The organism is Pseudodonghicola flavimaris, from assembly GCF_030164425.1.
In the GTDB taxonomy this organism is placed as follows: Bacteria; Pseudomonadota; Alphaproteobacteria; order Rhodobacterales; family Rhodobacteraceae; genus Pseudodonghicola; species Pseudodonghicola flavimaris.
Genome location: NZ_JASNJD010000007.1, coordinates 264,760 through 279,483, shown reverse-complemented (window position 1 = coordinate 279,483; position 14,724 = coordinate 264,760). Strand labels below are relative to the sequence as shown.

Below are 14,724 nucleotides of genomic sequence, written 5' to 3'. Positions count from 1 at the left end.
GAGACCCGCGCCGCATCGCCGAAAAGCCCCGCAGACGCCGCCGTCAGGCTGTCGGTGAAGTTCAGAACGTCATTGCCCCCGTTCACCTCACCCGCAACATCCAGCGCATCCCCGCTGACCTGGGCGATGGCCCCGGCTAGATCGCCGGGGCCCATGCCGGGCAGGCTGCCCACCAGGACATCCTGGCCGCCATTCAGCACCGCCCCGGCCTCTACCGTCAGGAAATCGCCGGCGTAGGTCCAGACCGGATCGGTGATCCGGGGGGAGAGGGGACCTGAGGCCAGGGTGATGAAATCGCCGCTGCCCAGACGCGTACCGGCGGTCAGGTCACGGCCGTCGCCGGCAAAGCGGGGGATCAGCGAACCATCGATCGTCAGGGTCTGGGGACCGGCGAAGATCGTCGCCATCAGCGTGTCGGTGTCGTCCAGCAGATTTCCGGAGGCGTCGAGATCGAGACCGGTCAGCGACAGTTTCAGGCCCACCGGGAAGGGGACGAAATCCTCCGGTTCGGCGAGGCTGGCGAAGCTGACCTCATCGGTGATGGTGATCCTTTCGATGGTGCCGGCGGTCGGCAGGATGGTGTCCAGCGGATCGTCGGCGAAGGTGAAATCACGCCCCTCGAACCGCAGGGTCACGGACCGGGAAGAGGTCAGCTTGCCATCCAGCGGGGCCTCGAACACCGCGACTTCGAAGACCGCCGCATCCTGCTGGACATCGTCGTCGACATAGACCGATCCCTTCATGAAATCGAAGAACGCACGAACCCTTTCGCCGCCGTCGTCGTCGGGGAGGTGGTCGCCGGCGGCAAATTCGGGAAACAGCAGATCGATCGCGCCGGTGGCACCGGTCAGACGCAGGGTCTCGAAGTCCTGGAACAGGACGTCGCGAATGAGAAGGGGGATTTCATCGCCCGGTGCCGCATTTGTCCTGCCCACGGTGATGTCGACCATGTCCTGCCTCCTAAGCCCGTCGCGACGGCGGGCCGGGCGGGTAAAATAAATCAAAGAATGAATGCGACGAAATCAGGCCTTCACCTTGGCAGGGTGCCGGAACATGTCAAGTGACTTTGCGTCATCGGCCCGGCGTTAGGGGCGCGGTGATGGGCCGGTGGCGGGTGTGTCGGCAGGTGCGATCAGCCCTCGCAGATATAGCTGATGGTCCGGATGCGGTCCTCGGCCAGGTTGCGCACTTGGTTTCGCGCCATCTCGGAAAAGTCATCGCCAAGGATGGCATGGAACGAGACCGGCGGCGGCCCCGATCTGGCCAGTCGCGCGGCCATGTCCTCGAACCAGCGGAGGCTCTCGGCGCTGGAATCCGTGACCTCGATCACCCGGAAACCCGCCGCCGGGAGGAGGGTCCGCATCTCCGCATCGGTGGCCAGGTGGCTGATGGAGGGTTCGCGCGCCCAGGGCACCGGGAAATGCACCTCGCCGCCATCGCCCTGGATCACGTCGTAGACGGCGAACCGTCCCCCCGGTTTCAGGGTTCTGTGCGCCTCGGCATAGAGCCGGTCCTTGGCCGCGATGTTCATGGCGACATGGATGGTCATCGCAGCGTCGAAACTGTCGTCGGCAAACGGCAGGTCGGTGGCGTCGCCTTGCTGGCAGACGACCTTGTCCTGCAGCCCCAGCCAGGATGTCATCACGTTGGCGGCGTGGCAGAATTCCTCGGTCAGGTCGATGCCGGTCACGCTGCAGCCGTAGGTCTCGGCCATGGTACGGGCCGGGCCGCCAAGGCCGCTGCCCAGATCGAGGAGCCTGGAGCCGGCGGCGAGGTTCAGTTTCTGGCCGAGCTCCAGCGTCGCCTTGCGGCCGCGGATGTGAAATTCGTCGACAGAGGCCAGATCGCTGGAGACAAGGGTATCGAGGCGCTTTCCGGCGCGCTCCAGCCCTGTCGCGATCTTGTCGGCGAGGTTGCTCTTGATGCTGTAGTGGATTTCCACGTCGGTATGCATGTTTCTCCCCCCATTTGGAATGCAAACCTGCCCGGCAGGTCTCCTGGCGGGGCCATCGTTTCCCCGCGATGGTTGGAGAGCAGGAGGACGCATCCTGCGCCGCAGTCTAGCAACGCAGCCGGACTGAGGCAAATCGCGTTTGCATTGGGCCGGGACGGGGGCCTGACTTGGCAGGCGGCCTGTGGAGGCCGGGCGGGTCCGGGGCGCGCGCGGGGAATGGGCGCCCCCCGATGGGCGCGCCCCGTTTGCCGGTCTCAGCCCCGGCCTCAGTCCGGAGCTTTGACGAGGATCTTGACGTGGGACTTCTCGGCGACCAGCGCCTCGAACCCCTCGCTGACGATGTCGTCGAGCGCAATCCGCCGGGTGACCAGCTTCTCAGGGCTGAAATAGCCCTGGGTCATCAGCTCCATCACCGCCGGATAGACGTTGCGATAGGCGATAGTGCCCTGCAGCTGGCGTTCCTTGAGCACGACGGTATTGGGCTGGAAGGCGGCCTCGCCCTCCCAGATCGACACGATCAGCGTCTGCCCCTCGTACCGGGTGGCGTCGATGCACTGGGGCAGGACCTGCGGCACACCGGTCACCTCGAAGGCCACGTGAACGCCGCCGGTGGCGGCCCGGATCGCGGCGACCGCATCCTCCGCCGTCGGGTCGATCACCGTGGTCGCGCCGAGCTCCAACGCCTTGTCGCGCCGGACCGCGGCGGGTTCGACGACATGGATCTGGGCCGCCCCGGCAACCCGGAGGGCCTCGACAACCAGCAGGCCGATGGGGCCGGCGCCGAAAACCGCGGCGCTGTCGCCGGCGCGGATATTCGACAGCCGGACCGCATGCAGCGCAACCGCCGCGGGTTCGATCAGCGCGCCCTGTTCCATCGACAGCGCGTCGGGCATCTTGTGGACCATGCGCGCGGGCACCACCGAGGTCGCGGCGAAACCGCCATGCCCGCCCGATAGGCCGATGAAGCCCAGCGAGTCGCAGAGGTTGTACTTGCCATCCCGGCAGGCCGGGCAGGTGCCGCAGGCGAAGATTGGCTCGATCGCGACGCGGTCGCCCAGGGCGAGGCCTGTGACGCCTTCGCCGAGGCCGGTGACGACGCCGCAGTATTCATGGCCCATGGTGATCGGCGCCTGATCGTGGCTCAGCGGGTGGTCCTCTCCCACCGGGACGAAGATCGGCCCGGCCAGGTATTCATGCAGGTCGCTGCCGCAGATGCCGGTCCAGGCAACCTTGATCTCGACCTCTCCGGGGCCGGCGGTGGGGGTGGGCACCTCTTCGACGCGGATGTCCTTCACGCCGTGCCAACGTGCTGCTTTCATATGTTTTTCTCCTGATCTCGAAAGGGGTAGGCAGCCGGCCCGGGGATGGACCGGCTGCTGGAGCGGGTCATGACAGGTGGTGGACCTCCTGCAGGCCGTAGACCGGGGTATCGAGCCCCTCCATCCGCGCCTTCAGCTGCAGCGAGAGATAGAGCGAATAGTGGCGCGACTGGTGCAGATTGCCGCCGTGGAACCACAGGTTTTCCTGCTGTGTCGGCTTCCACATGTTGCGCTGTTCGCCCTCCCAGGGGCCGGGGTCCTTGGTGGTGTCGGAGCCCAGCCCCCAGACCTTGCCGACCTTGTCGGCGACCTCCTGGCTGATCAGATCCGCGGCCCAGCCGTTCATCGAGCCGTAGCCGGTGGCCAGGACCACCAGATCGGCTTCAAGCCGGGTGCCGTCGCCCAGAACCACCGCATCTTCCTCGAAGTGGTCGACCTGGCCCTTGGCCAGCTTCACCTCGCCGTCGATGATCAGCTGGCTGGCGCCGACATCGATGTAATAGCCGGAGCCGCGGCGCAGATACTTCATGAACAGGCCGGAGCCGTCGTCGCCCCAGTCGAGATCGAAACCGGCTTTTTCCAGCCCGGCGTAGAACTCCGCATCGCGCGCGCGCATCTGGTCATAGAGCGGGATCTGGAATTCGTGCATGATCTTGTAGGGCAGGGAGGCGAAGATCATGTCGGCCTTTTCCGTCGTCACCCCGTTGGCCAGCGCCTCTTCGGAATAGAGCCCGCCCAGGCCGATCTCCATCAGCGTGTCGGAGCGCACGATATGGGTGGAGGACCGCTGCACCATGGTGACATCGGCATCGGCCTCCCAGAGCGCGGCGCAGATGTCATGGGCGGAGTTGTTGGAGCCGACCACGACGACCTTCTTGCCGCTCCAGGCGTCGGGGCCCTCGTGTTGCGACGAATGCTGGATGCTGCCGCGGAAGGTCTCCATGCCGGGGAAGGCGGGGATATTGGGCTTGCCTGACATGCCGGTGGCCAGAACCAGCTGGGTCGGGTGCAGCACCAGTTTTTCGCCATCGCGGTTGACCTCGACGGTCCAGGTGCCGGCGGCCGGATCAAAGCTGGCCGCCTCGACCTCGGCCCGGGTCCAATAGTTGATCTCCATCACCCTGGTGTACATTTCCAGCCAGTCGCCGACCTTGTCCTTGGGGGTGAACACCGGCCAGTTGTCGGGGAACTTGATATAGGGCAGGTGATCGTACCAGATCGGGTCGTGCAGGCAGAGCGACTTGTACCGGCTGCGCCACTGGTCGCCGGGGCGGTCGTGTTTGTCCAGCACGATGGTCGGCACCCCCAGCTGACGCAGACGCGCCCCCAGGGCGATGCCGCCCTGGCCACCGCCGACGATCACCGTATAGGGCTGGGTGTCATAGCCGAGCGAGGCGGCCTCTGCCTCGCGCTTCTCCTTCCAGGTCATCCGGTTCTTGCTGGCGCCGTGTTCGGCGCCCATCGGACGGCGACGGCCGCGTGGTTCCTCGAACCCCTTCAGCTCTTGCAGCGCGGTCAGCAGGGTCCAGATACGGTTGTCCTTCAGTCGCATCAGCCCCCAACCGCGGCCGGCGGCGGTTTCGAAGGTGATCCAGGCGGTGATCACGCCATCCTCCTCCGACGGGACCTCCCCCTGCTGCAGCCGGAAAGTGCCGGGCCGGGTGTGGGGCAACTGGGCGCTCAGCATGTCGGCGACGCCCTGCGGCCCCTCGACGGTCTTCAGGTTCCAGGTCACTGCCACCAGGTCGCGCCAATAGCTGTCGGTGGCGAAGAGTGCCGCTGCGGCGGCCGCGTCCCCGGCCTCCAGCGCCGCGTTGAGCGTTTCCAGCACCTCCTCCGTGCGGGAAACAACAGTTGAATCGAGCATCGCGTCTCCTCCTCTGCGCGTGTTGCAAGGGGAGTATCGCGGCAGGTCCGGGGCGCGATCCATCGGCAGATGGGACAGGGGCTGCGAAAAATGGGCTCTGCGCTGCGGCATGTTGCGGCTGCAACGCCCTGCAACGGATCAGCCGCCGGGGTGCAACCCGGCGCGGCGCAGGCGGCGCAGGATGGTTGAGCGGTTGACGCCCAGGCGCCGCGCCGCCCGCGCCATGTTCCAGCCGCAGGCCTCCATCACCTGTTCCAGAGGTGCCTCCGCCTCGGCGGCAGCGGCGGGGGTGGCGACGGGCGGCGGCAGATCGGGCTGGTCGATCACCCGCCCCTCGCAGAGCGCGACCGCCACGTCCAGCACCTGTTCCAGCTCTCTCAGGTTGCCGGGCCAGTCGCGGCCCAGCAGCTCGGCCCGGGCTGAGGGGGAGAGGCGCATGTCCTCGGGCGCGCGGCGGCGCAGCAGCAGATCCAGCAGCCAGCCGAGGTCCTGCCGCAGGCGCAGGGGCGGCAGGCTCAGCGTGGCGCCTGCCAGCCGGTGGAACAGCGCGGCGGGCAGCGGCAGCGCGCCGGGAGCCTCGCAGGTGGTCGATATGACCCGCAGATCGCCACGGCCGTCGAGCAGGGCGCTGATGGCGGCCATGGTGTCGCGCGGCAGGTCTTCGATCCGGCGCAGCAGAAGCGTGGTCGGTCCGTTCACCCCGCAACAGGCCGCCTGCAGCCCGGCCGGGGTCAGCCCGGCGCTTTCCAGCGAGACGAAGCCGCTTGTCGTGCCGACCACATGGATCGCCCGCGCCAGCCGGGTCTTGCCGGTGCCGGTCTCACCGGTGATCAGCAGCGGCACCGCCGTTCGCGCCAGTCGCGCGGCACGGTTCAGCGTTTCCGTCATTGCCGGATCGTCGCGGGTGAGCCCGGCCAGCGGCCCGCCGCGCCGGGCGCTGCGGGGCGCGGTGCGTGGTGCCTGCGGGGCGATGGCATGGCCGAAGAGCGCGCCACCCTCCTGCATCTCGATCATCCGGTCCTCGCTCGGTCGGTCGCGCATCAGGTCGGGCAGATCGTCCACCGTCAGATCCAGTACCTCGTCGATGCGCCGGCCGAGCACGTCGCCGCCATCGGGGAACAGCCGCCGGGCGCCCCGGGTGTAGCCGAGGATGCGGCCGGAGCCGTCCAGCCGGACCGCCGCTTCCGGGTCGACGTCCAGAAATTCCGGCCGGTCGGAAACCCGCAGGATCCAGTCGCGGCGCCCCTCGGCCATCAGGTTGGCCATCTCCACCCGCCGCGCCGCATTGGTGACCAGGCTCATGGCGAGGTTCTGGCTGCGCTTTGGCGCCGGCGACCGCAACAGCGAGATATCCAGCACCGCCGCCAGTCCGCCGAGACTGTCGAAGATCGGCGCGGCGGTGCAGCTCAGGGTGGTATGGGCGTTGCCGAAATGGTCGTCCTGATGAACCGTCACCGGTTCCTGGGTGACGATGCAGGCGCCGACGCCGCAGGTCCCGGCCAGATCCTCGGACCAGTTCGACCCGAGATAGAGCCCGGCGGTTCGCAGGTCGTCGACGAAGAGATCGTCGCCGAAAAAGTCGACGCAGACTCCTTTGGCATCGGTCAGCAGCAGCACATAGTTCTGCCCGGCGACCTGGCGAAACAGGCTCTGCAGGCTGGTGCGCGCGGCGCCGATCATCCATTCCGCCTGCTTGCGGTGATCGCGCAGTTCGCTTTCGGTGACGATATGGGCGGGATCGCGGCGCATCGGGTCCATGCCGTACAGTTCGACACAGCGCCGCCAAGAGGCGGAGACGAAACTGTCGCGCCCGGTCGGCGTGCCTTCCAATACCCGTTCGATCTCCTCGACGTGCTGTCGGTCGCTCATGCCCCGGTCCTCCTCCGGGGGGGAGGATATCACAAAGGCCGCCGTTGCGTTGAGCGGAGTTTTGGGGCGGGCGGAAACGGGCCGGGGGTCAGCCCTGCCGGGACCCGGGCACCGGGCCGGTCCAGATGTCGAGGGGCGTTTGCCGCCCGCGAAGCCGGTGCTGCCCCGCAGGGCTGAGGCCGGATCGCGCGGCCCAGCTCCGGGTCTCCGGCCCGGAGTGGAGCAGCGCCGCAGACAGGGCGATGGCGGCGCCGCGGGTCTTGGCGAAATCCTGCAGCCGGCTGGCGGTGTTGACGACATCGCCGCTCACCGTCAACTGGCGGTGGTGGCGGCCGCCGAGCACCCCGGTCTGGACCGGCCCGGCATGGCCGCCGACCCGCAGGCCGAGCCCGGGCCAGTCGGTGCAGGTGGCGACCGCGGCGAAGAGTGCGTCGATGAAGCGCAGCGCGTTCATCGCATCCTCAGGGCCCGGATCGGGCAGGCCGAAGACCACCATGGCGCCATCGCCGGCGAAATGCGCGATGATGCCGCCCAGCGGATCCACCGCCTGTTCGACCAGCCCGTGAAACAGCCGCAGAAAGCCGGCGGTGGCCTCGGGGCCGAGAGTTTCGGAATAGCTGGTGAAGCTTTCCACATCGACGAACAGCACCACCGCCGGGCGTGCACCGGGATCGAAGCCGGGATCGGCAGCGCTGGCCAGTTGTTCGACGAAACGCGGCGATTGATAGAGTGCCAGGTTGGCCGCCCGCCGGCGATGCTCCAGCAGCCGCAGCACCGTCCCCGCACCGGTGCCGAGCAGCAGGCAGAGCAGCGCCGTGGTCGCATCCAGCCACCAGCCGGCGGCGAAGGCGAGCTGCAGCGCCGCGGCGGTGGTTGCCGCCACCGCGCTGGTTGCCAGCGCCACCAGCCAGGGCCGCTCCAGCCCGGCGGCGACAAAACCGCTCGCCGCCGCCGCCAGCGCCAGCACCACGCCCCAGAGCCAGGCCGGCACGTCGCGGCGCAGCAGGCGGTCTTCGCCCAGGTTGGCGGCCAGGGTCGCGTGCAGTTCGACCCCGGGAAAGGCGGCGTCGAAGGGGGTGGCGTGGCGGTCGCCGAAGCCGGTGGCGGTGGCGCCGATGAAGACGATCCTGCCGGTCAGATCAACCTCTGCCGCCCGGGCGACGGAATAGGTCGGGATGGTGCCGGAGGGGCCGTAGAACAGCAGCGGCAGGGCGCCGTGGAGATCCAGCGGCACCCCGCGCGGGCCGAGCGTCAGGCGGCCACCGACGGCGGTTCGCCGCAGCTGCAGATCGTTGGCGCGATCCGCGGCGGCCAGCGCCGCCACCGCCAGGGCCGGATACCAGAGCGGGCCGTCCCGGGTGGCCAGGGCGCGGGCGGCGTCGAACCGGCGCACGGCGCCATCGGTATCCTGATCCGGCATCGCATGGCCGAGCCGGGCTGTGGCGCTCAGCTGTTCCGTCGGCGCCAGCGCGGGCAGCGGGTCGCGCGGCGCGGTGGCGATCACCAGATCGAAGCCGCCGTCCTTGAGGCGCCGCAGCGGGGTGCCGGCGGGGGCCTCGGCCACGGCCAGAACCGCCGGGGTCGCGGCGAGGGCAGCGGCGAGCGCCTGATCGCCGGTGCGCGGCTCCAGCAGCAGGACATCCAGCGCGACGGCCCGCGCGCCCGCCGCCGTGGCGGCGGAGACTGCGGCAGCCAACGCGGCGCGGGTCGGGGGAAAGGCTTGCTGCTGCGCGATGGTGGCATCGTCGAAGGCGAGAATGGCGATCCCCTCGGGCGGCGGCAGCGGCCCACGCCAGAGGAACCGGGCGTCGAGCAGCCGGCCTTCGATCCCCTGCCAGAAGCTGCTGCGGTCGCCGGGATGCCAGAGGCCGATCAGCAGGCTCGCCAGCAGCACCACCGCACCGGTGAGAAGACGGGCGCGGCGAAACCGGTTGCGGGCTACCAATCGGGGCCGAGCAGCGCGCCGAGGCGATCGATGCGCGGCTGTCCCCAGCGGGTGACCGGTCTGAGCCTGCCGGAGCGCGCGACATCCACCCCCTCGCCGGGGCCCAGGCGGGTGTCGCCGCTGCGGGTGACGACGAAGACGGTGCCTTCGCGGGTGAAGATGGCGCTGGCCCGGCGGTCGACCTGCATCGCCCATTGGGTGGAGCGCACCGCCGCCACCGCCGAAGGGGTCCGGACCTGTACGCCGTGGTCGTCCTCGCTGGCGAAGAGGAATCCGGCGATCCCGTCGATCAGCCGCAGACCCAAGGGGCGGCTACCGCCGTCCAGCAGCCCGACGACATCGACTTCGCTGTCGGGGCCGACGACGACCTCCAGACCGCCGGCGCAGGCGAGGGTGACGCGCGCCCCGGCCCGGGTGCGCAGTTTCGCGTTCCGCCCGAGGCCGAGCCCGATCTCCGCCGGCCGGGCGCCGGCGCCGCGGGCCGAAACGATTGCCGGGCCGTCGACCCGGGTGACGATGCAGGTTCCGGGGGGGCTTCCCGGACGTGGCTCCGAGCTTTGCGCCGCGACCGGCGCGCCCAGCCCGAGGGTCAGGACGGCCAGACAGGCAAACAGCAGGTTTCGATCTGTCATAACGGCCTCTCCGCAGCAGGCGCTGAAGCGAGCATGGCGGCTGGCGGAGGGCAGGTCAACATCTTCGGCGGCGCCGGATGCGGTCGCGGTGGATCCCGGCGCCGGCGGGCGCTCAGCCTAGCAGCACCTTGCGCAGCATGTTCAGCGCCACCAGCGCCAGGAACAGGCCGAAGATCCGCTTGAGCGGCTTGGGATCGAGCGAATGGGCCAGCCGGACGCCGATCGGCGCGGTCAGCAGCGTCATGGCGATGACGATGAAGAAGGCCGGGCCGTTCACCGCGCCGAGCGTATAGGGTGGGCGCGAAGCCGTGTCGATCGACATCAGCAGGAACCCGATGGCCGAGGGGATGGCGATCAGCACACCGAAGCCGGCGGCCGTGGCCACGGCACGGTGGATCGGCACGTTGTGCAGGGTCATGAAGGGCACGCCGAAGCTGCCGCCGCCGATGCCCATCAGCACCGACAGAAAGCCGATCACCGGCGAGAACAGATATTGCCGGCCACCCTTGGGCATGCTCTCGGCCAGCCGCCAGTCGCTGCGGCCCAGCCCCATGTAGGCGCCGATGACCAGCGCCAGCACGCCGAAGATCATCTGCAGGCTGACCGAACGCAGCGAGGCGGCGGCGAGCACGCCGACAATCGCGCCGACCACGATGCCGGGCGCCCAGCTTTTCAGGATGTCCCAGTCGACGGCGCCCTTGCGGCTGTGGCTCAGCACCGAGCGGATCGAGGTGACGATAATCGTCGACAGCGATGTGCCGAGGCAGACCTGCATGATCTGCGGCCCGTCGTAGCCCAGCGTCTGGAAGGTGAAGAAGAAGGCGGGCACCAGCACGATGCCGCCACCGACCCCCAGCAGGCCGGCCAGCACCCCGGCAAGGCCGCCGATCACGATCAGAACGGCGAGAAGTTCAAGCGTCAGCGTCAGGTCGGGCATGGCGGGGGTCCTCGGAATTGGGGGCGACGGCGGATAGGGTCGCGGGAAGGGTCACAGATTGCGCCGGGCCAGCAGATCGGCCGCGACGATGTAGGAGGAGGCGACATGGCTGCACATCCGGCGCCGCGCCTCGTCGGCGTCGCGCGCCAGAATCGCCTCGGCGATGGAACGGTGCTCGGCGCGGGAGGTGGCGAGACGGCGCTGGTTCTCCTGGAAATTCGCCACGCGCCAGGCTTGGGTGCGCAGGTTCAAGTCGTCCAGCGTCGCCGCCAGGATCGCGTTATGCGCGCCGGTCTTGATGGTCTCGTGAAACCGGGTGTTGATTTCGCCATAGGCCCTGGGATCGTCGCCGCAGGCATCGCCCTCGCTGAGGATCGCCGAAAGTGTATGACGTTCGATTTCGCTCATCCTGTGGGCCGCGAGGGCGGCCAGCACGCTTTCCACCTCGCCGGCGGCTTCGAACAGCTCGGCCAGATCCTCGGCCTTCATCTTGCGCACGAAAAAGGCGCGCCGGAGCCCGCGTTCGGCCAGGCCCGCCTGTTCGAGCCGGTGCAGCGCCTCGCGGACGGGGGTGCGCGACACGCCGAACTGCTCGGCCAGGGCCTGTTCAACCAGCGGCTCCCCCGGGCGCATGTCTCCGGCGACGATCCGGGCGATCAGTGCATCGAATATGCTTTCTGCTGTCCGAATGCTCACTTGGGGCGGGGTCCTGAATTTGGTACACTTTCATCTTGCATATGTATACATAAATGGTCAAGGTGAATTCAATTGGGCGGGGAAGGTCCATGGCACGAACCTGCCGGTCGATCCGCTGCTTCCGCTGCTCGACCAGGATCGGTGTTCGCAGGCAAGGCCATGAAAAGCACCACCGCGGGCGGAAGCCAGAGCCCGCTGGATGCTGCAGGCCATGGCCGCGATCCGCACCCGGTCCGGCGCCATTGCCGCCGGACCGTCGCCGGCCTGTTGCCGCAGGCGGGCGCCGCAACGACTGCCTGTGCGTCTTCTCCCGCGGAGGGCGCAGAGGTTCCGGGCTGTTTGGCCCCTCAACACGACAGGACTTGTATGACTTTCGATTTCTTCTCCGCGCACCGCCCCTCGACCCTGGCCTCCAAGGCAATGATCGCCACCTCGCATCCGCTGTCGACCGCGGCGGGGCTCGACATCCTCTCTGCCGGTGGCAACGCGGTCGATGCCGCGATTGCCGCCGTGGCGGTGCAATGCGTCGTCGATCCGCTGATGACCGGGATCGGCGGCGATTGCTTTGCCCTCTATGCGCCGAAGGGTGGTGCGGTTCAGGCGCTCAACGGTTCGGGGCGGGCGCCGGCTGCGGCCACCGTCGCGGCGCTGAAGGCGGCGGGGCTCACGGATGAGATCCCGCAGACCAGCCCGCATGCGGTGACCATTCCCGGTGCGATCTCGGCCTGGTGCCGGTTGCATGCCGATCACGGATCGCTGCCGCTGGAGCGGCTCTTCGAGCGCGCCATCGGCTATGCCGAGAACGGCTATCCGGTGACCCCGCGCGTGGCGATGGACTGGGCGGCGAATGCCACGCTGGTGGCCGGCGATCCGCATGCTGCCGCGCTGTTCCTGCCTGGAGGCGCCGCGCCCGCCGTCGGTGACCGCCATGCCCAGCCGCTGCTGGGGGCTCGCCTGCGCGAGATTGCGGCAAAGGGCGCCGCCGGGTTCTACGAGGGGGAGACCGCGGCGAAGATGGTGGCGCATCTGCAATCGCTGGGTGGGCTGCACACCGAGGCGGATTTCCACGAGGCCCGCGACCAGGCCCATTGGGTGACGCCGATCTCCACCCCCTACGGCGATCACGAGGTGTTCGAATGTCCGCCGAACGGGCAGGGGCTGGTGGCGTTGATCATTCTGCGGATCTTGTCGAAATTCGACATGGGCGCCGATCTGTCCGAGGCCGACCGCATCCACCTGCATGCCGAGGCAACGAAGCTCGCCTATCACCACCGCGATGCGCTGCTGGCCGATCCGGCAGAGTGCGAGGGGCTGGCCGAACAACTGCTGTCCGATCAGGTGATCGATACGCTTGCCGGGCGCATCCGGATGGACAAGGCGCTGCCGCCGGCGCTCTGGGACGAGCCGGAACACAAGGACACCATCTATCTCAGCGTGGTCGATGCCGAGGGCAATGCGATCTCCTTCATCAACTCGATCTTCCACGGTTTCGGATCCACCCGGCTGGATCCCACGACCGGGGTGCTGTTTCATTCGCGCGGCAGCTCGTTCCGGCTGATCGAGGGGCATCCGAATGCGATCGGCCCGAAGAAACGCCCGATGCACACGATCATTCCCGGCATGTTGTGCAAGGATGGCGTCGCGGTGATGCCCTTCGGGGTGATGGGCGGGCAGTATCAGGCCGCGGGTCACGCCGCCTTCCTGTCGAACCTGTTGGATCGCGGCATGGACCTGCAGGCGGCGATGGATGCGCCGCGCAGCTTCGCCATCGGTGGAGAGCTGCAGATCGAGCCGGGGGTGAGCGCCGCGGCGCAGGCTGAGCTCACCGCGCGCGGCCACAAGCTGAAGGTGGTCGCCAGCCCGCTGGGCGGCAGCCAGGCGGTTCGCATCGATGCGGCGCGGGCGCTGCTGATCGGCGGCAGCGATACCCGCAAGGACGGCATGGCGCTCGGGTTCTGAGCTCGGCCGCTCGTTTTCGAAAATATCAGACCCCGGTACCGGATGGGTGCCGGGGTCGTTTGTGTCGCGGGCGGCGCTGTCGGCGGGTCTCAGCCCCTTGACCCCGGATCCGGCGCCGGGGGACGGATCATCAGGGTCGGGACGATTGCCACCAGCGCACAGCCTGCCGTCACCCACCAGGCGAGGCGAAAGGCCGCCAGCGCGGGGGCGGTCGCGGCGGCCTGTCCGGCGACCGCGACGACCAGCGCGATGCCCATTGCCATGCCGGTCTGCCGGATCATGTTCAGAACCGCCGAGCCGGTGGAGAAATAGGATGCCGGCAGGGCGCCGGCGCCGGTCCCCATCAGTGTGGGCAGGGCGAGGCCGACGCCGATGCCGGACAGAACCGCCGCGCTCAGCGACAGCGGTACCGAGGGCGTCAGCCCGTAGCCGAGCGCCGTCAGCATCTGCGAGGCGGCAAAGGCGACCAGCCCCATCACGATGACAGCCGGCGCGCCGATCCGGGCGATCAGCCGGTTCGCAACCAGCATCGAGGTCAGCGGCACCAGGAAGGGACCCGGCGCCAGGATCAGGCCGGTGCGAAACGGGCTCCATCCCCATGCGGCCTGCTCCCAGGTGACCCGGGCAAGGAGAAAGGCACCGAAGGCGATCATGAAGGGCGCCAGCGCCAGGGTCGCGCTGGTGAAGATCCGGTTGCGGAACAGCGCCGGTTCGATCAGCGGCCGCCGGGCGCGCAGGCAATGCAGCGCGAAGATCGCCAGCAGCGCCAGACCGGCAATCTGGCCGATCCAGGCGCCGGGTGCGCTCCAGCTCTGACCGCCGGCGGTGATCAGCCCGTAGATCCAGAGTGCGACTCCGGCGGTGGCGAGCAGGGTCCCGGTCAGATCCGGCCAGGGCACTTTCTGCCCGGGGATATCGGGCAGAATCCGCAGGCCGATGAGGATGGCCGCCAGCCCGATCGGCACATTGACGAGGAAGACCCATTGCCAGCCGAAGATCAGGAGAAAACCGCCGATCACCGGCCCCAGTGCACCGGCAAATCCGCCGATGGCAGCCCAGAGCCGGGCGGCGGCGCTGCGCTTTTCCGGGGCGAATGCGGCCAGCACCAGCCCCAGCGAGGTCGGTGTCATCAGTGCCGCGCCGATGGCCTCGATCACCCGGAAACAGAGGATCACCTGCAACGTCCCGGAGAGCGCGCAGCCGGCGGAGCCGAGGGTAAAGAGCGCGACGCCGGCCAGATAGCTGCGGTTGCGGCGAAAGCGTTCGGCGAGCCGCCCCATGAACACCAGCAGGGCGGCATAGACGATGGCGTAGCTGTTCAGGATCCACGACAGGTCGGAGAGGGAGGCATCTGGAAAATCCCGCCCGATGCTGGGCAGGGCGACGCTGACCACGAAGAGATCGAGCGTCGCGAGGATGGCACCGACAGAGGCGAGCGCCAGCACCAGGGCCGGGCGCGCCGTGCCGGCGGCGGGCGGGGCGAGGGGATCGAGTGTGGTCATCTCCGCCCCCGGTGCCCCGGGCTCCGGTCTTCCGGCGCTGATGA

The 14,724-nt window shown here is 68.8% G+C and carries 11 protein-coding genes; 1 reads left to right on the top strand and 10 read right to left on the bottom strand.

Annotation, left to right across the window (positions count from 1 at the left end; all coding sequences use genetic code 11):
- From QO033_RS12175 to QO033_RS12135, 9 genes are all read right to left on the bottom strand, one after another.
- Window positions 1-950: hypothetical protein (locus tag QO033_RS12175; RefSeq protein WP_284481248.1), on the bottom strand; the 950-nt coding region annotated here is incomplete at its 3' end.
- A gap of 182 nt (window positions 951-1,132) precedes the next feature.
- Window positions 1,133-1,954: a class I SAM-dependent methyltransferase gene (locus QO033_RS12170; protein ID WP_284481247.1), complete on the bottom strand. Its 822-nt coding sequence runs from the start codon at window positions 1,952-1,954 to the stop codon at window positions 1,133-1,135.
- Between the two features lie 266 nt (window positions 1,955-2,220).
- Window positions 2,221-3,273 (bottom strand): 2,3-butanediol dehydrogenase, encoded by a 1,053-nt coding sequence (locus QO033_RS12165; protein WP_284481246.1) that lies wholly within the window; start codon window positions 3,271-3,273, stop codon window positions 2,221-2,223.
- 67 nt (window positions 3,274-3,340) lie between these two features.
- A complete protein-coding gene (locus tag QO033_RS12160) occupies window positions 3,341-5,140 on the bottom strand; it encodes a flavin-containing monooxygenase (protein WP_284481245.1) in 1,800 nt (599 codons plus the stop codon).
- Window positions 5,141-5,278: 138 nt separating this feature from the next.
- Complete coding sequence (locus QO033_RS12155) at window positions 5,279-7,009, bottom strand: sigma-54-dependent Fis family transcriptional regulator (RefSeq protein WP_284481244.1); 1,731 nt, start codon at window positions 7,007-7,009, stop codon at window positions 5,279-5,281.
- An 88-nt stretch (window positions 7,010-7,097) separates the two neighbouring features.
- On the bottom strand, window positions 7,098-8,954 hold the full coding sequence (locus QO033_RS12150) for an adenylate/guanylate cyclase domain-containing protein (protein WP_284481243.1): 1,857 nt from the start codon (window positions 8,952-8,954) through the stop codon (window positions 7,098-7,100).
- Window positions 8,948-9,586 carry a FecR family protein gene (locus QO033_RS12145; RefSeq protein ID WP_284481242.1) on the bottom strand — a complete coding sequence of 213 codons (639 nt, stop codon included), beginning with the start codon at window positions 9,584-9,586 and terminating at the stop codon, window positions 8,948-8,950. The genes QO033_RS12150 and QO033_RS12145 overlap by 7 nt, the downstream gene beginning before the upstream one ends.
- Window positions 9,587-9,698: 112 nt before the next feature.
- A complete protein-coding gene (locus QO033_RS12140) occupies window positions 9,699-10,523 on the bottom strand; it encodes a sulfite exporter TauE/SafE family protein (RefSeq protein ID WP_284481241.1) in 825 nt (274 codons plus the stop codon).
- 51 nt (window positions 10,524-10,574) lie between these two features.
- The gene (locus QO033_RS12135; protein ID WP_284481240.1) at window positions 10,575-11,219 is read right to left on the bottom strand and encodes a GntR family transcriptional regulator; all 645 of its coding nucleotides are present in this window, start codon (window positions 11,217-11,219) and stop codon (window positions 10,575-10,577) included.
- 366 nt (window positions 11,220-11,585) lie between these two features.
- Between QO033_RS12135 and QO033_RS12130 the strand changes: the two genes are divergently transcribed.
- The gene (locus tag QO033_RS12130; protein ID WP_284481239.1) at window positions 11,586-13,178 is read left to right on the top strand and encodes a gamma-glutamyltransferase family protein; all 1,593 of its coding nucleotides are present in this window, start codon (window positions 11,586-11,588) and stop codon (window positions 13,176-13,178) included.
- An 89-nt stretch (window positions 13,179-13,267) separates the two neighbouring features.
- On the opposite strand, the gene QO033_RS12125 is transcribed toward QO033_RS12130, so the two are convergent.
- Window positions 13,268-14,680 carry an MFS transporter gene (locus QO033_RS12125; RefSeq protein WP_284481238.1) on the bottom strand — a complete coding sequence of 471 codons (1,413 nt, stop codon included), beginning with the start codon at window positions 14,678-14,680 and terminating at the stop codon, window positions 13,268-13,270.
- Between the last annotated feature and the right edge of the window lie 44 nt (window positions 14,681-14,724).

Bases quoted from the DNA above. Each gene is read 5' to 3' on its own strand.
- QO033_RS12160 (WP_284481245.1), bottom strand. From the start codon at position 5,140: ATGCTCGATTCAACTGTTGTTTCCCGCACGGAGGAGGTGCTGGAAACG.
- QO033_RS12130 (WP_284481239.1), top strand. From the start codon at position 11,586: ATGACTTTCGATTTCTTCTCCGCGCACCGCCCCTCGACCCTGGCCTCC.
- QO033_RS12125 (WP_284481238.1), bottom strand. From the start codon at position 14,680: ATGACCACACTCGATCCCCTCGCCCCGCCCGCCGCCGGCACGGCGCGC.
- QO033_RS12140 (WP_284481241.1), bottom strand. From the start codon at position 10,523: ATGCCCGACCTGACGCTGACGCTTGAACTTCTCGCCGTTCTGATCGTG.
- QO033_RS12145 (WP_284481242.1), bottom strand. From the start codon at position 9,586: ATGACAGATCGAAACCTGCTGTTTGCCTGTCTGGCCGTCCTGACCCTC.
- QO033_RS12155 (WP_284481244.1), bottom strand. From the start codon at position 7,009: ATGAGCGACCGACAGCACGTCGAGGAGATCGAACGGGTATTGGAAGGC.
- QO033_RS12165 (WP_284481246.1), bottom strand. From the start codon at position 3,273: ATGAAAGCAGCACGTTGGCACGGCGTGAAGGACATCCGCGTCGAAGAG.
- QO033_RS12170 (WP_284481247.1), bottom strand. From the start codon at position 1,954: ATGCATACCGACGTGGAAATCCACTACAGCATCAAGAGCAACCTCGCC.